This window comes from bacterium (genome assembly GCA_012517375.1).
Taxonomy (GTDB): domain Bacteria; phylum Hydrothermota; class Tepidihabitantia; order B3-TA06; family B3-TA06; genus JAAYVC01.
In genome coordinates, this window is the sequence record JAAYVC010000095.1 from 40,054 (window position 1) to 62,533 (window position 22,480).

20 protein-coding genes are annotated in these 22,480 nt (G+C 50.3%); 2 read left to right on the forward strand and 18 right to left on the reverse strand.

Translation table 11 applies throughout. The features are described from left to right. From GX441_10025 to GX441_10105, 17 genes are read right to left on the reverse strand one after another with little or no spacing between them, the layout of a single operon-like run. On the reverse strand, window positions 1-3,195 hold the full coding sequence (locus tag GX441_10025; protein ID NLI98978.1) for a tetratricopeptide repeat protein: 3,195 nt from the start codon (window positions 3,193-3,195) through the stop codon (window positions 1-3). Window positions 3,196-3,204: 9 nt separating this feature from the next. Next, complete coding sequence (gene fabG, locus GX441_10030; GenBank protein NLI98979.1) at window positions 3,205-3,942, reverse strand: 3-oxoacyl-[acyl-carrier-protein] reductase; 738 nt, start codon at window positions 3,940-3,942, stop codon at window positions 3,205-3,207. Window positions 3,943-3,957: 15 nt separating this feature from the next. Continuing rightward, window positions 3,958-5,688 carry a M6 family metalloprotease domain-containing protein gene (locus tag GX441_10035; protein NLI98980.1) on the reverse strand — a complete coding sequence of 577 codons (1,731 nt, stop codon included), beginning with the start codon at window positions 5,686-5,688 and terminating at the stop codon, window positions 3,958-3,960. A gap of 4 nt (window positions 5,689-5,692) precedes the next feature. Beyond that, window positions 5,693-6,049, reverse strand: a complete 357-nt coding sequence (locus GX441_10040; protein ID NLI98981.1) for a polymer-forming cytoskeletal protein — start codon at window positions 6,047-6,049, stop codon at window positions 5,693-5,695. Next, window positions 6,042-6,983 (reverse strand): M23 family metallopeptidase, encoded by a 942-nt coding sequence (locus tag GX441_10045; GenBank protein ID NLI98982.1) that lies wholly within the window; start codon window positions 6,981-6,983, stop codon window positions 6,042-6,044. Before GX441_10045 ends, GX441_10040 begins: the two co-directional genes overlap by 8 nt. Continuing rightward, window positions 6,980-7,879 carry a hypothetical protein gene (locus GX441_10050; protein NLI98983.1) on the reverse strand — a complete coding sequence of 300 codons (900 nt, stop codon included), beginning with the start codon at window positions 7,877-7,879 and terminating at the stop codon, window positions 6,980-6,982. Before GX441_10050 ends, GX441_10045 begins: the two co-directional genes overlap by 4 nt. Further along, window positions 7,869-8,906, reverse strand: a complete 1,038-nt coding sequence (locus GX441_10055) for a M42 family metallopeptidase (protein NLI98984.1) — start codon at window positions 8,904-8,906, stop codon at window positions 7,869-7,871. The genes GX441_10050 and GX441_10055 overlap by 11 nt, the downstream gene beginning before the upstream one ends. Then, window positions 8,894-9,859, reverse strand: coding sequence for a M42 family metallopeptidase (locus tag GX441_10060; protein ID NLI98985.1), 966 nt, complete (start codon window positions 9,857-9,859; stop codon window positions 8,894-8,896). The genes GX441_10055 and GX441_10060 overlap by 13 nt, the downstream gene beginning before the upstream one ends. 56 nt (window positions 9,860-9,915) lie before the next feature. Beyond that, window positions 9,916-10,755 carry a ParB/RepB/Spo0J family partition protein gene (locus GX441_10065; GenBank protein NLI98986.1) on the reverse strand — a complete coding sequence of 280 codons (840 nt, stop codon included), beginning with the start codon at window positions 10,753-10,755 and terminating at the stop codon, window positions 9,916-9,918. Further along, the gene (locus tag GX441_10070; protein ID NLI98987.1) at window positions 10,748-11,503 is read right to left on the reverse strand and encodes a ParA family protein; all 756 of its coding nucleotides are present in this window, start codon (window positions 11,501-11,503) and stop codon (window positions 10,748-10,750) included. The genes GX441_10065 and GX441_10070 overlap by 8 nt, the downstream gene beginning before the upstream one ends. Before the next feature lie 3 nt (window positions 11,504-11,506). After that, complete coding sequence (locus GX441_10075; protein ID NLI98988.1) at window positions 11,507-12,817, reverse strand: histidine--tRNA ligase; 1,311 nt, start codon at window positions 12,815-12,817, stop codon at window positions 11,507-11,509. Further along, window positions 12,777-13,109 (reverse strand): VanZ family protein, encoded by a 333-nt coding sequence (locus tag GX441_10080; protein NLI98989.1) that lies wholly within the window; start codon window positions 13,107-13,109, stop codon window positions 12,777-12,779. Before GX441_10080 ends, GX441_10075 begins: the two co-directional genes overlap by 41 nt. Window position 13,110: 1 nt before the next feature. After that, a complete protein-coding gene (locus GX441_10085; GenBank protein ID NLI98990.1) occupies window positions 13,111-13,728 on the reverse strand; it encodes a V-type ATP synthase subunit D in 618 nt (205 codons plus the stop codon). 51 nt (window positions 13,729-13,779) lie between these two features. Beyond that, window positions 13,780-15,273 (reverse strand): V-type ATP synthase subunit B, encoded by a 1,494-nt coding sequence (locus GX441_10090; protein ID NLI98991.1) that lies wholly within the window; start codon window positions 15,271-15,273, stop codon window positions 13,780-13,782. Further along, window positions 15,270-17,042 carry a V-type ATP synthase subunit A gene (locus GX441_10095; GenBank protein ID NLI98992.1) on the reverse strand — a complete coding sequence of 591 codons (1,773 nt, stop codon included), beginning with the start codon at window positions 17,040-17,042 and terminating at the stop codon, window positions 15,270-15,272. The genes GX441_10090 and GX441_10095 overlap by 4 nt, the downstream gene beginning before the upstream one ends. Then, on the reverse strand, window positions 17,039-17,371 hold the full coding sequence (locus tag GX441_10100) for a hypothetical protein (protein ID NLI98993.1): 333 nt from the start codon (window positions 17,369-17,371) through the stop codon (window positions 17,039-17,041). Before GX441_10100 ends, GX441_10095 begins: the two co-directional genes overlap by 4 nt. Beyond that, window positions 17,364-18,350 carry a V-type ATPase subunit gene (locus GX441_10105; protein NLI98994.1) on the reverse strand — a complete coding sequence of 329 codons (987 nt, stop codon included), beginning with the start codon at window positions 18,348-18,350 and terminating at the stop codon, window positions 17,364-17,366. Before GX441_10105 ends, GX441_10100 begins: the two co-directional genes overlap by 8 nt. A gap of 137 nt (window positions 18,351-18,487) precedes the next feature. On the opposite strand from GX441_10105, the gene GX441_10110 reads away from it, so the two are divergent. Then, window positions 18,488-19,117, forward strand: coding sequence for an energy transducer TonB (locus GX441_10110; protein ID NLI98995.1), 630 nt, complete (start codon window positions 18,488-18,490; stop codon window positions 19,115-19,117). 15 nt (window positions 19,118-19,132) lie between these two features. Beyond that, window positions 19,133-20,128 carry a hypothetical protein gene (locus GX441_10115; protein ID NLI98996.1) on the forward strand — a complete coding sequence of 332 codons (996 nt, stop codon included), beginning with the start codon at window positions 19,133-19,135 and terminating at the stop codon, window positions 20,126-20,128. Between the two features lie 685 nt (window positions 20,129-20,813). Here GX441_10115 and rmuC read toward each other — a convergent pair. After that, on the reverse strand, window positions 20,814-22,064 hold the full coding sequence (gene rmuC / locus GX441_10120) for a DNA recombination protein RmuC (protein NLI98997.1): 1,251 nt from the start codon (window positions 22,062-22,064) through the stop codon (window positions 20,814-20,816). Window positions 22,065-22,480: the final 416 nt, after the last annotated feature.

The window sequence follows — 22,480 nt, forward strand, 5'->3', positions numbered from 1 at the left end:
TTATTTTAATTCATCCAACGCTTCCTGCGCCCGCATCCCGAAGGGGTCGTTGATGCCGCGCGAAGCGATGATGGCCTCGAAAATAACCCTTGCATCCTCAAGACGCTCGAGCTGAACGTAGCCCGAACCGGCCTGGAACCAGCTCTCGAGTCCCCACTGATCCTGCGGGAATTCATCGTGACATTTAAGGAACAGGGAGACCGCCTTCTCGGTATGCTCAGGGTCTGCAAAAGCGGCGTACGAACGGGCAGTCCAGTAAAGGAGCCTTGCTCTGTCCTTCGTGACGAGCGGAGTGGCCTTCTCGAAGTACGTGACCGCCTGCGAAAACTTGTACGCATTGTATGCCGTTATGCCTAGTTCGGTGTAAAGATCGCCGCGCTCCTCGGGAGAGCTGGATTCGTTCACAAGGGTTTCAAAATACTCGAAGGCTTTGTTGTATTCCTCCTTGTTCCTTGCAATAACGGCAAGATTGCGAAGAGCTGAGGAACGAAGATCAGGGTCCGCGAGAGCGTCGGAATAATGCAGGGCGGCGCTGTCAAGCTCCTGGATCATGTAGAAGAGCGTTCCCAGCTTGAAGTGAACGGCGGGTACAAGCTGGCTGCGCGGAAAGGCTTCGAGGAACGCCTTGAAATTCTCGAGGGCTTCCTCCTGCCTGCCGGCTTTTGCCGCAGTCAATCCTTTATAGTAGATGTAGTTCTCGTTGCGCATGAGCGAACGAACGTTCGAAAGGGACGAAAGTACCTTGTCCGCTTCGTCAACACTTCCCGCGTTGAGAAGATAGCCAACCTTTTCAAGAAGCAGTGCGGACTGGTCTCCTGGACTCAGCAGATCGAGCCTCATCCACAACGAATCCGCTTCCTTCAGTTCGCCGGAGCGGTAGAGCGCCGTCACGAGTTTGGATAGAACGAGCGTATCCGTAGGGTTGGCCGCATAGAGTTTTCGCAAGGTTGCGACGGCGTTTGAGTCCTCGCCGCCGGCAAGCTGGTGCTGAGCGACCAGGAAGTCGGCCTTTGATACAAGACTCGAATCCCTGCCTTCACTGACCAGACGTTCAAGCAGATGCCTTCCGAGTCTGTTGTGATCAACGAGGCTTAATCCGACTCCGGACCAGTAAAGATATGGGTCCTTGAGCGCAGCGGGCCTCTGATGCATCAAGCTTTTGACATCGTCGACCTTTGCAAGCTGGCTCTCGACTTTCGCGACCTTAATCCAGAACGAGATTTCGTCCTGGTACTCCGAATCCTCGAGAGCGCGTGCAAACTCATCCAGTTCGTTGTACTGCCTCAGCTTGAATATGAGTCCGAGCGCTTTGTGCCAGATATCCCGCGGTATCACGCCGAGCTCGACTGCCATGTTTCTGTAAAGCGAAAGCGCCTCAAGATTGCGTCCTCGAGACTCCTCTATCTCGGCCAGATTCTTTAATGCAAGATAATAGACAGTATCGTGGGGAGATATTGAAAGTATAAGGTTGAACTTCGCCGACGCGTCGCTTGTATCAGCCTCAAGCAGCGCCAGCTCCGCTAGCTCGTACAGCACGGGAAGATTGTAGGAGCTCTTCGGTTTTGTCAGATAAAGATTCTCCCACTCGCTTCGGGCCGCAACAGTATCGCCAAGAGAAAGCTGGACACCGCCCAGAAGGAAACGGATTTCATCCGAGTAGCGGCCTTCGGGAAAGTGGTCGAGATAGTTGAGCGCCCTCTCCATCTTCTTCAGGGGATCCCTTAGTTCTATGAGGAAGAGACGGTACAGAGCGTCCTCGACGAGAGCGTCCTCAGGAAACTGCCAGTATAGATTCTCGTATCTCTCCCTTGCCTTGTCAAGCAATCTAACCTTGCCATCCTTCAGGTAAAGGCGCTCATAGGACAAGGCGGAGTAGTAAAACGCCTGAGGAGTCGCAACGGTATCAAGGAAGGAGATTGCGCCCTCGTAATCCTTCGCATCCTCGAAAAGAATCTTGCCCTTCTCCGAAGAGGTCGTTGCCCTTACCAGTTTTTTTAAGGCGGCATCGGCGTCTTTGAATTCAAAGTATTTAATGATGTCAGCTTCCCTCTGAACCTCGGAGCGGTTTACCGAATAAGGCGCCCTTTTAAGGAAATCGCTATAATAATCGAGCGCTTCCTTGGGAAGTCCTCGCGAGTTTGCAAACCTTGCCCTTCTTAAGATGTCCTCTACCCTTTCGAATTTCGACAGAGAAAGAAGTCTATCGTACGTCTGGAAATCTTTCTTTTCGCTGAGTGCATCCAGCACTTTTTCGAATTCATCCCATGTCTTGAAGCTGGCGTCTGTCAAAGCCCGTGCATCGTATTCGAGTCCCGATAGTATTCTTGCCTTCGCCTCGAGGGCGCGATCGGATTGAGTGAAGGAAAGCTTCTTTCGAGCATCGTCGTAAGCCTTAAGGGCTTTTGGCGTATTGCCCAGAAGCGAATAGGAAGAAGCAAGGGGAAGCAGGGCATCGTAATAATGCTGTTTTGAAGCCGATTCAAAGTACTCGACCGCATCCTCGTAGAGAGAGAAACTCTCGAAAAGTTTACCCAAGGCGTATGCCTGCGCCGGGTTGATTGTCGACGGCTCGCCCATTGCAAGACCCGCCTCCATTGAAGAAAGGCTGTCTGCCCTTGCAAGGGTTGCATCTATCTGAAGCGAAGCAACAGTTGCCGCAACCTGCGGATAGGTTTTTTCAAGATCGGCAAGATACGGTCTCAGGAGATCTTGTCTTCCTGCGGCAAGAAGCATCTTTGCACCCATGAGCCGCAGATCAGGGTCGTCAATGGTCATATAGACATCGCGCGCGCGCTCGTACTCCTTTGCCTCCTCGAGTTTCATTGCGAGGCGAAGCTTCACGTCCTTCGCAGGTTCAAGACGCGGATATTTCATGAATAGTTCGTAGGATTTTGCGAGCTGCCCCAATTCAAGGGATGAGATTACGCATCTTTCAAGAGCGTAAGGGTCAGGGTCGGAAGATTCGGCAAGATGGCGCTCAAGGTAGCGCAGGGCCTTGTCGTATCTCGAAAGCGCGAATGCGGACTGTCCGGCGATAAGAAGCGCGCTGTCCTGTGCCTCGAAACCGGGTTCAAGCAGAAGCTGTTCCATCGCGTAGAGCGCGGGTCCGTAAAGCCCGTTGCGGTAAGCCTCAACCGCCTGATCGAAATCCTCCCTGGGAGTGGAGAAAAGAAAAACGAGAAGCACAGAAAACATCTTGACCCGCTACATGAGCATTCCGCCGTCCACCCTGATCACCTGACCGGTGATGTAGGAGGCGTCATCCGAACAAAGGAACTTGACGACCTTTGCAACGTCTTCCGGGGTGCCCGGCCGCTTCAGGGGAATCTGTTTGAGGAAGTATTCCTTGACCTCATCGGGCAGGACTTCCGTCATTGGCGTCTGGATATACCCTGGCGCCACGCAGTTTACCGTTATGTTTCTCGAGCCCAGCTCGCGTGCAAGAGTCATTGAAAAGCCAATTAGGCCCGCCTTGGATGCCGAGTAGTTTGCCTGGCCTACGTTTCCCATCTGCCCGACTACCGAACTCATATTGATTATACGGCCCCAGCGCTCCTTCATCATCGACTTGACGAAAGCCTTTGATACATTGAATGCGCCAGTGAGATTGACCTTAAGCACCGTTTCCCAGGTATTTGAGTCCATGCGGATGAACAGCGTGTCGCGCGTTATCCCGGCGTTGTTTATTACTATGCTGACAGTGCCCTGCTCCTGCTCTATTCGCAAGGCAAGCTCATTCATCGCATCGAGAGATGTAACGTCGGCTTTGTAAAAAAAAGCCTCTCCTCCAGCGTCTTCGACGAGTTTCTTTGTTTCTTTGAGTCCTTCCTCGTTAACATCCAGAAGAATCTCGCGGTAAGTGCCTGCCAGTTCCAACGCTATTGACCTGCCTATTCCTGCTGCCGCACCTGTTATCAATGCCCTTTTGGTTTCATTCACAATTTCCTCCAAACTGTATCATCGAACAAGAGTCAGCGTACTCTTGCTCCGCTCTTTGACCAATCCGTTTTCGTACGTTTCGATTATATAGAAATAAAGTCCGGAAGCCACCGGTTTCTTGCCGTCGTTCCTGCCGTCCCAGTAAGCGACTCGACCGTAGACGCTTATCTCAGCGGGCTTCTCATCGAGAACCCTGACCCGCTCGCCCGCGAGATTGTAGATGTAGACCTTGAAATCGGGGTACTGACCCTGGGTCTTTTCTTCGTCCGTAGGTTCGTAGACGATGGTTACTTTCTCCCTTTCATGCGCGTTGAAGGGATTAGGATAAGAGTAGGTTCTGCCGAGAAGAAGAGCCGCTATCTCTAATCTGGCCGTCATTATGCTGTCGGCTTCTGATATGAGGGATACGGAAGCGCCCGAAGGCACGCCGTCATAAAATCTGCTGGATGGCACCGAGGAGTTCGAGAAACCGAAGCTGTCGGACTTCCACAGATCGGATGCCGAACCCTGGCCCGAGGTGAAGAGGAATTGAGGGCTGCCGTCGGCCTGCATAATTCCTACCAGAGGATTCGAAAGATTGTTGTTGTTCTCCTGGGATTCATCGACATGGAGTACAAGAAGCCCGTCTCCGGGCAATCCCTTGTCGAATCCCTTGCGCCTTCGGTTTTCGGCAAGAAAATATTCTCCTATGCCGGCTTTCTCGAAAGACCACTCGGCGCCGGATGGGTTCGCAAATATCCTCCATGCCGAGGCGGATGAATTCGATTCGGCGAACTCCGCCGCATCAACCTCTTCAAGGGCTCCCCTCTCAAGCGACTGCGGTTCCACCCAGCCGAGGAGATACTTGCACCACGCAGAGGGATGAACAGGAGATGAACCAGCAGGCGTTCCGCCCCACGAACCAGATGCCATGAGGCAGAAGATGCCGAGACCTGCAGAGCCTGAGGATGGACCATCGGTGATGTAGAGGTCGGGCAAGCCGAATCCGTGGCCCCACTCGTGGCAGAATACGCCAATGCTCGATATCGTTCCATCGACGGACTCGCTTGAGCGCTCGGGGTTGATGGTGTAGACGTCTATCTTTATCTTCTGGCCCGGGTGATTGGGATCGGCATCGTTCGTCTCATAGACGCCAGGGCCTCCGTAGGACGCCCAGCCTGAGAGAGAGAACTCGTGGGACCAGATATCGCCGGTGATTCCGGTCTCCTCTGCTCCGTAGCCAACGTGTATGACGGTGAAGATATCTACATACCCGTCGCCGTCGTTGTCGTACAGCGAGTAGTCGACCGATGCATCGGACGCCTGACAGGCCTCAAGAACGAGCGCGCCTGCCGAACGCGCATAGTTGTTGCCTATGCCGTAGTTGTCGTCGGCATAGTAGGATGCAGTGTATTTTGCAGGATACGGCCCGACTACTTGGCCTCGCAGATCAACTTTTCCGTAGGAAACCTCTTCGTAATAGTCGTGCGCGGACCCGCTGGTCCAAGGTCCGTCGAAGAGCATAGCCTGAAAATCAGAGGCATCATACTCAGCCCCGACGTCTGAATACGACATGAACACTACAGGGAAACGCCTAGTTCCGGATACTGTCTGGATCTGTATGTTTCCAGTTGTTGTCCGAGCGAATCCCCTGGATTGATTCAGTCCCAGTTCTCCGTATCTTTGCCAGGCATTAGCTGATAACGTTACCCCCGCCTTGGGAGGCATTGACCACAGCAACGCAAGTGTCGCACACAGTGCGGCATTCATAACGTCACTTCTTAGTCTCCTCCTTCTCCTTCATCGAGCATCGGCCTTCAAAAAAGACGTTGTCCTGAATCACGAGCCCTTTGCATGTGACGTCGCCAGTCAGATTCGCCCCTGAATGCATCTCAACCTTGCCGTGCGAATAGACGTTACCCTCTATTCTTCCGCCGACAAAGGCATCCTTGCAGCGAACGTCGCCTTTAACCCGGGCGCTTGAACCGGCCGTGAAGGTATCGGAGACGGTTATGTTGCCTTCGAACTCTCCGTCTATACGGAGACTGCCCTTAGTTTTAACGTTGCCTGTAATTATTGTCTCTTTTCCAATTATCGTATCAAGCTTGGCGTCTTTGCCAGTGCTATTCATTGTATACTCCTCCTTTATATTCGCGTTTGAGGATGAAAAGGTTAGAGGGGTCTATAGGGGTTCCTTTGTGGCGCACTTCGAAGTGAAGATGAGGTCCGCTCGAGCGGCCTGTGTTGCCCACAAAGCCCACTATTGTATTCATTTTTACTTTTTCTCCCTTTTTCACCGTAACAGACTGCAGGTGTCCGTAGAAAGTTTCGTAATAAGGCCCGTGTCGTATCTTAAGAAAATTGCCGTATGTGGAATCGACACCTACATCGCTTACAACACCCTCAGCCGTAGCAAAAACAGGCTTCCCCTCAGACGTTGCAAAATCTATTCCGGGGTGCGATTGAGAAAAGCCACGAGAAACCTGGAAACCTACCGTGGGTAGTACCTGAGGATAAAAACCTTCTACGTCTTTCTCTATAAGATTCGTGTCAGGAGGCAAGGTGTCCAGGCTGTCCAGCTTCGGGATAATAGGCCTGTACTGAAAAACAAGTTCTGTTGAATCCACAGGTCCGGGAGCTTTGGCAAGTCCGAGCATTATCCTGAGCTGGTCGAGTTTCTTCTCGCTCGTCGCAAGTTCCTTTTTAAGAACGGGCAAGTTGACCAAACCCTCTTCAAGTTCGGAGTTTCTCCTTCGCAAGTAATGGACCTCAGCTACTTGTCCGTATATTTGAAGGGAATAAATAAGCATGAAGATGACGCCCGCTACGAAAACTCCAATGCCTGATAGTATTGCCAGAACCGCGTTCCTCGAATAGGTTTTGCCGAAGTATTTGTTTGTGTAGTTGGGTGTGATATTGAAGGATATCCTCTTCGGGATACTAAGCGGTTTATCGTAACGCTTCGGGGTCCGCTCTACGGGTTTTGTTGTAGCTTCACCGTTTGGTGGTTTATCCAGCTTCAGCTCCTGCTGTTTTTTATTCGATTTCTGCTCTTTTGGCTTCATTTCACAAGCCTCCATACGAGCTTAAGCAATGCATCGTAATCGGTTTTCCTTACCTTCTCGACCCCCTGAGCGTAGCGCTCTAATGGTATTCCTAATACGGCACATTCTAAACCCGCCCTTGCGAGAATGTCCGATGCCGATGAATGCTCTAAATTTATTGTATTCCTAACGACGACTTTCTCCTTCGCGGCAAGATCGCTTACATACTCCCTCGTGTTTGACGAGGGAATACTCCGCTGGGTTCTCACCGGCAACAACACGCTTCCCTCGCTGTTTTGGGATGGCGAAGGCATCGCTTCAAGAACGAACGTATTCGAGACGCTCATACCCGCCATTGACGATGTAAGTCCCATATATCCAAGATGCTTCCCTGTGTAAAAAAGAAAGGCAACAGGCTTTTTGATTTCACCCGATTTTGATGCGAGTTCGAGCAGAATAGCCGAGGCGAGCCTGTCGGAAAGGGCGCTTGCATATATTGAATTATCTGTTTCGAAAAACTCGGGCGCCCGAACAAGAAACGTGCCTGCAGAAATATCGCCAGCGAAAAGTGGTTCGGCGCGCTGCTCCTTCCCGTCGCACGAAGGCGACACCAAATAGCGGTTTCCCTTTTCATCGAGGGCCCAGCCGCCTTCCTGAACCGGACCGGATGGAAGCGTTTTCAGATGCATTACGCCCTCAGCGTCCTTGTGTTCAACCACCCACGAACGCTGGTCGGTGTTAGTGACAAAAAGCTCATAAGGCTCTTTCCCGCGGAAGCCCTTAAGATTTCCGAGATTGTCTATTGATACTTCAAAACCGGCATCGCTTAGTTCTTTCTTCAAATACTCGACAAACAAAGCCTCCCTGCCCGTAGGTCCAAAAAGGAAGCAGACTTTCTTTAGCAATTCAACGTTCAATGTAACGCCTCTTTAAATCATGTGTCACTTTTTTAACTAGCTTTATTGCATTAATTATATCATCAGTGGATGAAATTGCAACAGGCGAATGTATGTATCTAGAAGGTACTGCCACAACGGCCGCATCAAGAGATTTAACCCTTACCGCAGCGCCTGCATCAGTACCGCCGACAAGAGGTCTTTTATACTGCCAAGGCAGGCCGCAAGCGTCCGCCGTATTCGTTATGAAATCCATAAGTCTTCTGCTCGCGACAACGCTTCCGTCCAGTATGGTAATGACAGGACCCTTGCCGATTCTCGGAAGCCGCGACGTGTCTTTATCGACCGGAACATCGCCTGCGCCAGTACCTTCAACGACGATTAGTATATCCGGCTTAACCCTTGCGGAGGCTATTCTTGCGCCTCGCAATCCCACCTCCTCCTGCACCGTCCAGATAAAGGTAACCGGTACATCATAGTCTTCGCGAATGAGTTCTGCGAGTATGTAGCAGCCGAGTCTGTCGTCAAAAGCTTTTCCCTTTATGATGCCGTCTCTTGCTTCGAAATTCGTATCGAAAGCGACCGGATCTCCTGGCGATACAAGGCTTTGGGCCTGCGCTTTTGATGATGCTCCTATATCCAACCTTAAATCTTTTATGCCTATAACTTTTTTTGAATCCATGGCATCCACGAGGAAAGGCGGTACGCTGCCGATGACGCCAGGTATCCGTTCCTTTCCGACGGTCACTCTCTTCGCAAGAAGGACCCTTGGGTCTATACCGCCCAGAGGAGTAAGCTTGATATATCCATCTTCGTCCACCCTGTCGACCATCAGCCCGACCTCATCCATGTGCGCTGCAAAGGCGAGATGAGGTCCGCGATTTCCCTTCCCCTTAGTCATATAGAGATTGCCGAGCCAGTCAGTTTCGACTTCATCGGCATAGCTTGAGACTTTGTCGTGGATGAGCGTCCTGACTTCATCTTCAAGTCCGGGAAGCCCGTTCGTGTCCGTCAGTTCTTTAAGGAATTCTCTGTCTAAAGACTCCATATCTCCTTATCCGCAAACACTCTTGAAAGAAGAAGCGAGGCATTCTCGACATCCTTCATGTCCATCACCTCGACGGGCGTATGCATGTAGCGGACTGGTATTGAAATAAGCGCCGCAGGCAAACCTTCGGCTATAAGGGTAATGACGTCCGATTCTGTGCCTGTAGAGCGTCCGAGAGGTTCCAGACCATAGGGCACGGATAGCGTCTCAGCCTTATTTTTTATTGCCTCAAGATGCGGCTTTGACAAGACAGGACCAACGCCCAGCGTCGGGCCTGCACCCAAGGGAAATGAATAATCGCTCGATCCGTGAGAAATTCCGTATGTAACATCGGCGACAACGGCAAAAGAAGGATGAGCGGAGGACATGCTTCTTGCAGCGGATGAAGCCCCTAACATCGAGACCTCCTCCTGTGCGGATGCGACGAATAGAATCTTGCCGGGAAGCTTGCGCGCGTTGAGTTCCTTGGTAAGAAGCAAAGAAAGAAATACACCCGCCTTGTTATCCAGGCCGGCTGAGGTCACGAGAGAACCTTGAAGCGCCTTCGGTTTGGAATTCCAGACACACGGGTCTCCGGTTCCGACAATCCCTCTTAGCTCCTCAGCCTTCATACCGACGTCTATGTAAAGCTTGTCTGCAGGAATTGTCTGTCTGCGCTCTTCTTCGGTGACGAAGTGCGGCGGGCTCATACCTACAACGCCCCTTAGAGCTTTTTTCCCAAGCACGGTTAGCTCCTGTGAAACCACTATCCTAGGATCGATGCCGGGCATCTTGACGTATATGTAGCCTTCATCATCTACATGTTCGACGATCAAGGACACCTGGTCAAGATGCGCGAAAAAAAGCGCCGTTCTCTCACCCTGGCCTATCTCCCAGCTCAGGCCTGAAGTACCAAGGTCAAAAGAACGGACGCTAATCGAATCAAGATACTCTTCAAGAAATCTCTTGGCCATTCCTTCGTGACCGGATGGAGATGGGATCTCAAGAAAACTGAAAAACAAATCCCGGTTCATCTGGTTTTGAACCACTCTATCAGTCTTGACAGTTCCGATTCGTCAGAGAAGAGAAGTTCTAGACGACCGCCCTTTCCGGAACGTAGGAGTCTTACCTTTACACCAAGCTTTTCTCCAAGGAATTCTTCAGTGGACGCCCTTATTCCGTCATGCTGCTTGCGCCGCTCTGGCATCGTTACCCTGTTTGACGACTGCGCTATCTTCTCGACAGACCTCACGGTAAGTCCTTCGCTCACTATTCTGTCGCATACCTTTTCGATAAGCGATACGGACGTGATGGAAAGCATCGCCCTTGCATGTCCCTCCGATATCTTGCCCTCTTCAATGAACAATCTGGCTTTTCGCGGAAGCGACAGCAACCTCATGGTGTTCGCAACAGTGGAGCGGTCCTTTGCGACAATCCTTGCTATCTCCTCCTGGGTCATGGCGAACTCCTCGCTTAACTGCTTGTATGCAAGCGCAGACTCAATAGGATTAAGGTTCTCCCTCTGAAGGTTCTCAACCAAAGCAAGCGCCAGCATCTGCTTCTCGGTAACTTCCTTGATGACGACCGGAACGTCAGTAAGACCTGCGAGCTGGGACGCCTTAAGCCTGCGCGAGCCAGCTACAAGCTGATAGCCTGAGCCGTGTTTTCGAACGACTATCGGCTGCAGCACCCCGTGCTCCCTTATTGAAGCTGCAAGTTCGGCGACCTCCTGGCCCGTCACCTTTCTCGGCTGGTACGGGTTATCGGCAATGAGCTTTACAGGAAGCGTGAGCGGCGGTTCCTTTGAGTCCTTCTGGACGGTTGCAGGGATCAGCGCTTCGATTCCCTTTCCTAGCGCTTTTCTAGCCACGCGATATCACCTCGCTCGCAAGCTCGAGATAAGCCTGGGCGCCTCTTGAGTTGATGTCGTAGTGAAGGATGGTCTGGCCGAAGCTCGGAGCCTCGGCAAGGCGAACGTTACGCGGAATCATAGTTACGAAAACCTTTCCCGAGAAATACTTTCTTACCTCCTCTGCGACCTGGTCTGCAAGATTCGTGCGGGGGTCGTACATAGTCAGAAGCACACCGAAAATCTCGAGACCGGGATTTAGGGACTGCCTGACGCGGTTGAGGGTATCAGTAAGCTTGCTGATTCCCTCAAGAGAATAGTACTCGCACTGAACCGGAATAAGCACGCCCTCGGCAGCAACAAGCGCATTGAGGGTAAGGATGCCGAGCGAAGGCGGAGCATCCATAATGACGTAATCGTAGGAATCAAGCCCTTCTATCGCTCGTTTAAGTCTTGCTTCCCTTGCCTCTGAGTCGATCAGCTCTATCTCAAGGCCTGCAAGATCGAGCGACGCCGGTATAATGTCAAGGTACTTTACAGAAGTACCCTGTACGGCTTCGCGGGTACGCTCCGGGTCCATGAATATCTCGTATGTAGAAAGCTTCGGCTCGCGGTTGTCTATCCCCAGACCGGATGTGGCGTTTGCCTGGGCATCCACATCGATGAGAAGAACCCGTTTTTCGGCAACCGCTAGCGCGGCCGAAAGGTTGATGGCGGTGGTGGTCTTGCCGACCCCGCCCTTTTGGTTGACTACGGCAATCCTTCTCATTCTTTATGTTATTGAATTATCACCGCTTGTCAACAAAACCGCGGGAGACATAAGTTCCGGAATCTTGTATAAGTCGTCTGCAGAGACTTCCTTCTGCTCACTGGTTGTCATGTTTCGCAAGATAAAGCGTCCTTTAGCTATCTCATCGTCGCCTATTATCAGTACATACCTTGCGTTTCTTGCGGAAGCGCGCTTAAGGAGTTTGGAAAGACCTGCCTCGCGGTATTCGAGCTGGACATGGATTCCTTTTTCGCGGAGCCTGAAGGCGAGTTCCAGGCCAAAGCTTGCTCCACGTTCACCTAAAGGAAGCAAAAGAAGCGGTATGGCGTAACCCGGGAATTCGAGAATCGATTCCCCCTTCGAAGCAAGGAGCGCGCGTTCGACACCGAAAGCGAAACCTATGCCAGGAGCCGGCTGCCCGCCCATCTCCTCCATGAGGTAGTCGTACCTGCCTCCGCCGCAGACGGTATCCTGGGCGCCGAGTGTTGTCGATTTGAATTCTATGACGGTACGGGAATAGTAGTCGAGTCCTCTGACCAGACGAGCGTTTTCGGTATACGGTATCGAAAAGGTGCCGAGACCTCTTTTGACGCCTGAAAAATGCGCCGAACACTCCTCGCACAGATATTGTGATTGCGACGGAGCGTCCTTCAGAATATTCTGACACCTTTGGAGTTTGCAGTCGAACACCCTTAAGGGATTGCGGGTCATCCTCAGCTTGCAGTCGTCGCAAAGGTCTTCTTTATGCTTTTCGAGAAAGGCCACAAGGGTTGACGTATAGCCGGGCCTGCACTCTCTGCATCCTATCGAGTTGAGTTCGAGGTAAAGCCCTGCGATTCCTATGTTCGAGAAAAGGTCGTATCCGAGTTTTATCAATTCGACGTCGACCCCAGACTCTGCCTCGCCCAGAATCTCGACGCCTATCTGCGTGTGTTCTCGGTAGCGGCCCTTTTGCGGTTTGTCCTGCCTGAACATGGGCATCATGTACCACAACCGTATGGGTAGTTTGAGATTGTTTTCCAGTACGGCGCGTATAACAGAGGGGGTTCCCTCGGGACGAAGTGCAAGTTCCCTCTGAGCCATATCCTTGAAGTGGTACATCTCCTTGGTGACGATATCGGAAGATTGACCAGTGGAACGTTCGTAAAGCTCGCAGGATTCGAATGTGGGCGTCAAAATTGGCAGGATTCCGGCCTTAAGGAAGTATCTTGAGACGAGTTCCTGGAGCTCCTGTCGCGCGAAACCCTCTCTCGGAAGGACGTCTCTGGTTCCTTTAACCCGCTGAAAGCGCACGTTTCTTTCTCCAGTAGCCAAGAAAATATCCGGTTATTATGCCTGCTTCGTTGAATGCTATATCCCAGAAGCCCACCTGCCTTCCAGGAGCAAGAAGTTGAAGAAACTCGTTTCCTGCTCCGAAGGCGAGAACGAGAATTGCTGCCCACCATCCGAATGACCTTGAGGTAAGGTATCCCAGATACGAAAATGCAAAAAAATGCAGTATCTTATCCATGGGGAATTTGTGAGCAGGCGTTATCCTTCCCGGTATGAGGGAAAGCGCGACCAGGAATAACACCCATACGATAAGATATACGTGATACCGCCGCATCCTAACCCCTTATTATCTCTTTAATCCTCATGAGGCGAGTGAGATTCCCTCGCTCCATCTCCGAAAGCTTCAGGTTAATGTAGGAGATCGTTTCCTTGATATTCGGGACCACTATGTATTCCAGGGCATTCACGCGCCGCCGGGTACGCTCAATCTCTTCGGCAACAAGTTCAAGTGTCTTCTCCTTCTCGGCCAATAGAACCATCTTTTCGAGAACGGCGAATATAGCTTCAAGCGAAAGGTCAAGCTCGGCAGACGTTTCGAGAAAACCGTAGCACCGCATTTTTCCTTCGAGCCTTGGCTTGAAGGTCGGCGCCTTTACGTTAAGGATTCTTTTCGTCCCTGATTCTATTTCGAGTTTCACAGACGGAAGCGACGTTGCGATATCGGCCGAGCGGGGATTACGCTGATTCTTGGCCAAAGCGTATCTGGCAAAGGCTTTCCTCAGTGCGTCCTCCACCTCCTTCCGGAGAGCCTGAATCTCGTCGACAAGAGAGTAGACATTGCGCATGAGCTCTTCGAGCTTGTCCTTGAGAAGTTTGTGGCCTCGCTCCGCGATAACGAGTCTCCGCCTCAGCTTCAGGAGCTCCATCCTTGTCGCGTTGACGTTCAATCTCACGAAAACCTCTCTTCCGCAGATTGAGCAATTCTCTTATAAAAGGTCTTCAACTCAGTCCTTCTTCGAATCCTTGCCGGCAAGGGCTGCATCGAAGTATTTCGCAAGATTCTCATCACGGACGCGCTTCATTTCAGATCTTGGAAGCGTGGTCAGGAGCTCCCAGCCCAGGTCGAGCGTATACTCTATTGTTCTGTTCTCATATTCCGACTGGGAGATGTAGCGGCGTTCGAAATCCTCCGCAAACTTCATGTAAAGCTTATCTATATCCGTGAGAGCGGCCTCTCCGAGAATGACCGCAAGTTCCTGAGCCTCTTTCCCTCTCGCGTAAGCCGCATATAGCTGATTGAAGGAATCGGCATGATCCTCACGAGTCTTGCCTTTGCCGATGCCCTTATCCTTCAAACGAGAGAGAGAAGGAAGAACGTCTACGGGAGGCGCGACGTTCTTGTTGTTGAGGACTCGGGAGAGGATTATCTGACCTTCGGTGATGTAGCCTGTGAGGTCGGGAATAGGATGGGTCTTATCGTCCTCAGGCATGGTAAGTATGGGTATGAGGGTTATGGAACCCTTAGAGCCTTTGATTCTTCCGGACCGCTCATAGATAGTCGCAAGATCAGTGTAGAGATAGCCGGGATAACCGCGCCTGCCGGGAATCTCCTTTCTTGCTGCCGAGATCTCGCGAAGCGCCTCGCAGTAGTTGGTCAAATCGGTCAAGATGACGAGAACGTGGTAATTCTTTGTAAAAGCCAGGTACTCGGCTGCGGTGAATGCCACGCGCGGTGTTGCGATTCGCTCGATTGCCGGGTCATCGGCAAGATTAAGAAAAAGGACGGTGCGTTCAAGAGCGCCAGTGCGTCGGAAATCCTCGATGAAAAACTCTGCCTCCTCGAAGGTAATGCCCATTGCTCCGAAGACGACTGCGAACTCCTCGCCCGTTCCAAGAACCCTGGACTGCCGGGCAATCTGCGCGGCCATGCGGTTGTGAGGAAGACCGGAACCTGAGAAGATGGGCAGCTTCTGACCGCGAACTAGCGTGTTGAGGCCGTCGATGGCGGAGATGCCTGTCTGGATGAACTCGTTAGGGTAGCTTCTTGAGAAAGGATTGATAGGAAGACCGTTTATGTCCCTGAACTCCTCGGGTATGATTGCGGGAGAGTGGTCGCGCGGCCTGCCAAGACCGTCGAATACCCTGCCTAAAAGCTCTTCGGAGACACCCAGGGTGATGCCCTTACCGAGAAAGCGCACGCGTGTTTGGCCTATTTCGATTCCGGACGAACCCTCGAATATCTGGATAAGAGCCTTATCCTGGTTGACCTCAAGCACTCTGCCCCTGCGGCGTTCGCCTGACGGAAGGTAAATCTCAACGAGTTCTTCGTATTTGACTCCCTCCACTCCCTCGACAAGAAGCAAAGGCCCTGCAACTGAGGAGATAGTCTGGTAATCGGTTATGCCTTTAAAGGCTCTAGTTACATCTGATGCATCACTGGTGTCGCTGGTGCTACGGGTGTTACGGGTATTACTGGTATTACGGGTGTTACGGGTCATGATACATCCTTTCTCAAAGCTGAAATATCTGTGGTGATTTCTTCTTCGATTTTCGTGATGCTTTCCCGTTCGGCTTCAGGCAGGTATCTGACTCGGGCTATCTTCTCCCTTACGGGCAGATTGATAAGGCCGTCAAGCCCGGCGCCCTGTTCGAGCGCCTTCTTCGATTCGCGGAAGTATCTGAGTACAAGGGAGAGCATGCGCGCCTGCTTATCAAGGCTTGCGTATGTGTCAATCTCGTGGAATGCGTTTTGATGCAGGAAATCCTCGCGGATAGAGCGCGCGGCTTCCATTATAAGGCGCTCGTTAGGCGAAAGGGCGTCAATGCCTATGAGACGGACTATCTCAGCGAGATCGGCCTCCTCCTGAAGAAGCCTCATGGCTTCCTTTGAATCCTCGAGGAACTTCGGACCGATGACCGATTTAAGGGATGAGGCTATTGAGTCAGAGTATAAGGAGTACGAACGAAGCCAGGAGATGGCAGGAAAATGGCGGGCGTAGGCAAGGTTCGCTTCAAGCGACCAGAACACCTTCACGACGCGAAGGGTCGCCTGCACTACAGGGTCGGAAAGGTCTCCTCCGGGTGGCGAAACTGCTCCTATTACGGAAAGCGCGCCACGCCTTGAATCCGAGCCAAGGCACTCGACAAGCCCGGCCCGCTCGTAAAACTCGGCGATACGGGCGGAGAGGTATGCAGGATAACCTTCCTCGCCCGGCATCTCCTCGAGCCTGCCGGATATCTCGCGCATTGCTTCTGCCCACCTTGAGGTCGAGTCTGCCATAAGGGCCACGGAGTAGCCCATATCGCGGAAATATTCTGCGATAGTTATTCCTGTGTAGACTGAGGCTTCGCGCGCAGCAACCGGCATGTTAGATGTGTTGGCTATGAGTACCGTCCGTTTCATAAGGGGTTCTCCGGACTTGGGGTCCTTGAGTTCAGGGAACTCGATGAGAACGTCGGTCATCTCGTTACCGCGCTCTCCGCAGCCCACGTACACGATGACCTCGGCATCAGCCCATTTAGCAAGCTGGTGCTGGATTACCGTTTTTCCAGAACCGAAAGGTCCTGGAACGCAGGCGGTTCCTCCCTTACCCAGAGGGAAAAAAGCATCAACCACGCGCTGTCCGGTCGAAAGTATCTCATGCGGAGCGTATTTGCGTTCATAAGGTCTGGGCTTGCGGACCGGCCAGCGTTCGAGCATTGTCACTTCAGCCTTTTTCCCGTCGGCATTCTTGATAACGGCAACGGTTTCTTCGATTGTAAAGCTGCCGGAGTTTATCTCCACTACCTCGCCTGAAACTCCGGGCGGAACCATTATCCTGTGCTCTACAAGGATGGTTTCTTTTACCGTACCGAGGATATCGCCGGGTTTTACGTTCTGGCCTTTTTTTGCAGAAGGATTAAACTGCCACCTGCGCTGTCTTGAAAGAGCAGGGACTTCCACACCGCGGGATATGAATGCTCCCGTTTTTTCACTGATGTCGGACAATGGACGCTGGATGCCGTCGTAAATGGCTTCCATGAGTCCTGGACCAAGCTCGACTGAAAGAGGTTCGAAGGTCGGATACACGGGTTCTCCCGGGCCTATCCCACCCGTATCTTCGTAAACCTGAATGGACGCTCTGTCGCCTGTAAGACCGATTATCTCTCCGACCAGACGTTTTTCCGAAACCTTAACCACATCGTACATCTTCGAGGTGCTCATACCCTCTGCGACAACTAGGGGTCCTGAAACCTTAACTATGCGACCGGTATCTTCTTTTCTCACTTTTGCTCCCAGTAGACATCTACTCCAATGGCCTTTTTGATTAATTCTCTCAAGCGTTCTAAAGCGTACCTTTCTCCTTCACCCAGCGAAGGAATAGGGATGTAGGTCGGGAAAACCCCGCCCTGCCGCTTTAGAAGAAATTCTCTTAAATGAGGATAAAACTCTTCGGCGTAAAATACTATCTTGTAGTCGCTCTGAGAAAGAGCTTTCGCTCTTTCAAGAGCATCCGATTTTCCTGCAACAATACCTTTAAGACCTACCGCTCTGAATGGCTCGAGCAGCTCCTTCGGTCCCAGAATACAGGCTTCGCTCGAAACCTTTTCAGTCAAACCATGCAATTGAATTCCTTACGGTTTCTTTTTCCAGTCCATACCGCAGTCCTGTGGCAACTCGCGCTATGTTCTTGCGCTCTTCACGCTTTATGAGCGCGTACCCGACAAGAGGTTCGTAACCGAATGTGAGTCTCCGCGTCGACAATAGCAACAAGAGTTCCGATTCCTTTATTTGCTTTTCAAGCAAAAGAAAACTCTCCGAAACCGCTTTTAATCCCTCTGAAAAGGATTTGTAACTGTCAATCTTTAAAACGGATGATGATATACCGTCCCTGCCCTGCTCCCACAATATTTTGAATCTTTCAATCTTTACTGCACCGTACGGCAGAAAGCCTTTTTCAAAAACATCCCATTCTCCTTCTGAGAATTTTAACCTGAGGAAGGTAAGGAGATTTGTCGAATCAACCTGGTGAACCAGAATCGCCCTCAAAAATGAATACCCTTTTGAAACCAGATACAGATGTTCTACGAGGGCATTATCGATTATGACGTCAATACTAAAAGCGTCCACGTTCCTGATGTTTGCGGCTACTGCTTCGCCTGCCGCGTCCTTCAACCAGAGAGGCGCACTTACAGATTCTCCTTCAAGCATCTTCTTGAACACCTCAATTGAGGGTGAACCTTTGGGAACGAAGAGACTATCGTCTATTTCAGCGCCGTACAATCTGCGAAGTGCTAACTTGAGATTGGAAGCAAGATTAGGCGCATTAAAGAAGTCGCGGATGTCTTCTTCCTCAAGATAGCGCAGAAAAAAAGCTTCTTCCTCTGCCTCCGCGCGGCCGAGCATTGTATCTACGTCGTCAGCTCTTGTCTCTGAATACGGCGTATCGGCTAGAGAAGAGATGATCTGATCCTCGCTGCGCGATTCGGAAAGCCGCTCAAACTGCTGTCGGGAAAGAATTCTGGCTTCGCGCGAACGCACACGGCCTACCGCAAATCCATACCGCGGGTCTTCAGAGGGGGTATACGCGATCATGTGGAAGGATTATATACAGGCGAAAAGTAGTGTCAACCCGAATTCTGAAAGGACAAATACATCGAATCAGCCACAAAACCGCTTCTCAAGGGAATAATTTAATGCTCCTGCGGTATTAATGGACAAAGGAGGATGAAATGGCACAAAAAACAGCCACCATCCGCGAACATGCAACCGAACGCATGCAGATGGGAGTGATAGGCTCACTGGGAATAGTTGTCACGCTCTTTCTGGTACTTGGAAATATGGGAATTAAACCGATGGAAATAAAAAGGGTAAGCTCGGATCCGGTTAAATGGAACGGAACATTGATGGATGAAACAAAATACACTCCTCCGCCCATTAACAGCAAGGTCGTCGAGGTGACAAAGGCAACATCCGACGATAAGGCAGATACAACCTTACCTGGGCAAACAAATTTCAACGATATTACATTAATAGGCAACGACCGTCTGAAGAGGACGTTCGACGATGTCAACATCCCTCCTGTAAACGCTGTAAAGCCTCAACTTGTAGGAAAAATGGACGTAAGGTATCCCGAAAGGATGCGCAGACTTGAAGCCGAAGGACTCGTTATCGTAGGTGCAGCGCTCGACGAAGAAGGACTGGTCTTTGATACAAGGATTTTAAAAGGTTCCGGTTTCGCTGAACTTGACAGTGCAGCCGTAGATGCTGTCCGCAAGGCCCGCTTTACCCCTGCGATGCAGGGCGACAAGGCTCTTGCAGTCAAGATCTCGGTACCTGTAAAATTCAAACTAACGGATTAGCACTAGGAGGCTATCATGAAGTTTTTCTTAGGAGTTATACTTGCAGTTCTGGGTTCAACTGCAGACGATGAAGCCGTAGTCAACGCAATACCCGGAAAGGTGAGCATTCTCAACTATACAGAGGCTGAAAACCTGAGAATCTATCCCCTATCCTACTCCGGCGACGCTAAAAGCTTTATGGTTCTCAAGGATGCCCTGGATAAAGGGCTCGTCGTTGTCAAGGAAAAGGACGAAGGCGAAGTCAATACAGTACTTGTGAAAAATAAGGGATCGAACTCCGTTTTCGCGATGGCAGGCGAAGTCATCCTCGGCGCTAAACAGGACCGAATGATAGAAAACGACCTTATCCTTCCACCGAACTCCGGATGGCTCGAAGTCGCAGTCTACTGCACCGAACACGGCCGCTGGTCAGGCTCAAGCAAGGAGTTTGCAGCCGCAGACATCAACGTCTCGCCTTCTGTACGAGCCAACGCACGGGCGAATAAAAATCAGTCAGAAGTCTGGGCTAAAGTAGCTGAGAATCAAGAGAAAGTAATGGGCGGCGCTTCTTCAACCGGCGCATTCAAGGATATTTACGATTCAAAATCCTACCAGGGCGACCGCGACAAGTACTGGAAAAAGCTCAAAGACCTTGCCGACAACAACTCAAACATGAAGGGCGTTATCGTATGCGTAGGCGATGAGGTTGTAGGGATCGACCTCTTCAGTTCCCATACGATGATGAAGAGCTATTGGCATAAGTTGCTGGATTCTTATATAGTTGAAGCAATGCAGGGCGATCAGCACGGCTCCGTCTCATGGCAGGAAGCAAAAGACCTTTTGAATGAATACACAAAGGCAGACCTCGACGACGAGTATACTCCGGGATCAGGTGACTTATACGAAGTCGAAGGCGGCGATTCGCAAGGTTCTGTGATTCTTTCAGGCGGCATTCTCGTGCATACCGACCTGTTTCCCGAGCAAACCTCTAAGCCCGTGATTGACGATTACAACCAACGATACAACGAGTAGAAGTTACTATCCGACAAGGGGTTATGGAGTCTGCCCCAACGGATAACCCAATGAGCACAAAGACTCCGCATGTAGCGAGCGATCGCCGCCACAATAAGTGGCGGCGATTTGCTTAAGTTATTCCTTTCCTTAAGTTATAGATTGACTTAAGCTGAGGGATTCAATTCCTACGACACGTAATAAGTGACGGCGATTTACTAAGTTATTTTTTATTTTTATTTCGATGGAACCAAGCGCATCTTTCTAAAAGGGTCCCCGCAAAGCTGCGGAGCAGGTTTGTGGGATAGAAAAAGATGGTCAAAAGATGATCAAAAGATGGACAATTCGGGAAATTTGCCTTCCAAAATGACCAAATAATAGGGACAAATTTAAAACCGCCACTCAGGGCGGTAGGTTTTCTCGGAGTATTTTTCGTGAAAAAAAGTAGGTCAGAAGTTGGTCAGAAGTGGGACAAAAGATGGTCAAAAGCTGGTCAAAAGATGGACAAATCAACCGCTAAGATGAAGTCAGATTTAATAGTTTGTTGTCAGGTTCAATGGAACGCCTCAGAGCAACATTCCAATGTCATTGCGAGGCTTCATCCAGAAGACGAAGCAATTGCCCAAATCATCTTGATCTTTACCCTCTCCTCAGGAAGATGATTCAACGTAGGGGCCGACTTTCAAGTCGACCCGCACCGCTCGGGCTAGATGTTTCCTTCCTCATTTCCATCATCTTGATCTTCATTTTCTTCTTCATATCCAATTTCTTGCTTTGCTTCTTCAACGGGAAGTTCTTCGACTTTTCTAAGTTTACCCTGTATCGTTTTCGTTTTTGTAGTGGCTCTTTTTATTGTACCACTTACAGTTTGCAATTGCTTTTGTGTGGTTTCTAAAAGCTGACCGAAGTTCCCAAACTCGGTCTTAACAGCACCTAGCAATTTCCATACTTCACTAGAACGTTTTTGGATTGTCAAAGTTCTAAACCCCATATGCAAACTATTGAGAAATGCAGCAAGCGTCGTTGGACCATTAATTGCAACCCTAAATTCACTTTGCAGACTCTCGGATAACCCTGGTATTCTTATAATCTCCGCAAATAGACTCTCTGTGGGTAAGAACATTATTCCAAAATCTGTAGTCTTTGGTGGATCTAAGTATTTATCTTTGATTGATCTAGCTTCTTTTTTGATTGTATCCGCTAGTTGTTTTCTAGCTATCTCAATCAGCGTGACATCTGCCTTTTCTTGGGCTTCAAGCAATTTGGAATAATCTGCCTGTGGAAATTTTGCATCTATAGGTAGAAAGACCTCTCCTCCATCCTCATCGCTTTTACCAGGCAACTTTATGGCGTATTCAACCCTCTCTTTTGACCCCTTCTTTATTTGCACATCTTTTTCGTATTGTTCAGGTGTTAATATTTCTTCAAGAAGATTGCCTAGTTGAATCTCCCCCCAAGTACCTCTAGCTTTCACATTGGTTAATACTTTCTTGAAATCGCCAACATCGGCCGCCAAAGTCTTCATCTCACCAAGCCCCTGCTGAACGGATTCAAGTTGCTTACTTACCTGATTGAACGATTCACCTAAACGTTTTTCAAGAGTTGTGTGTAGTTTTTCATCAACTGTTTGTCGCATTTGTTCAAGTTTTTTTTCATTGTCTTCCCGTAATTCCTTTAGCTTCTGATCCATAGTATCTCTCATGTAATCAAGTCTTTTCCCAGTTGATTCGGATAAGTCTTTTATTTGATTATTTACTTCTTCCCTAAGAACCTTAGCGTTTTCATTGGATTCTTTTCGATTGGTTGCAAACTCACCACGTACAGTACTTCCTAATTCGTTATTAAAACCTTTTAAGATTTCTGATATTTTTTCCTCACTTTTAGTGGGTTTTTTTAGAAGCACAAATACAAGTAGAACGATAACCACAATCAAAAGAGAAAGCAGAACATATTGCATAGAAACCTCCTGTTTGGTTTCTTTTTTTTGAATTCGGAATTACGAAATCTTACCCCTTTTCCCTTCCTTGTCAAGCCCATTCTTATCAGGAACTTAAGGCGTAAAAGAATCCGTCATCGCGAGGGAGTCGAAGGCGACCGTGGCGATCTCATAGCACTATCTCAAAAAACGCAAGAAAGAGCCATGTGTTTTAAGCATGTTGCCATGAGATTGCTTCGATTGCTCGAAGCAATCTCGCAAAGACAAGGGGCTTAAGCCCCTTGTCTGAAAAAAGGCTGAAGGCGATTGTTCCGCAAGCGTCGCCCTTCGGACTCACGGCCGCTAGAAGCATCCTCAGAATGACGTGGGAGTGTTGTTACGGGTCCCCCTCCCTGGTGGACAGCGTGCCCCTTGGGGTGCCTGCACCTCATAGGGTA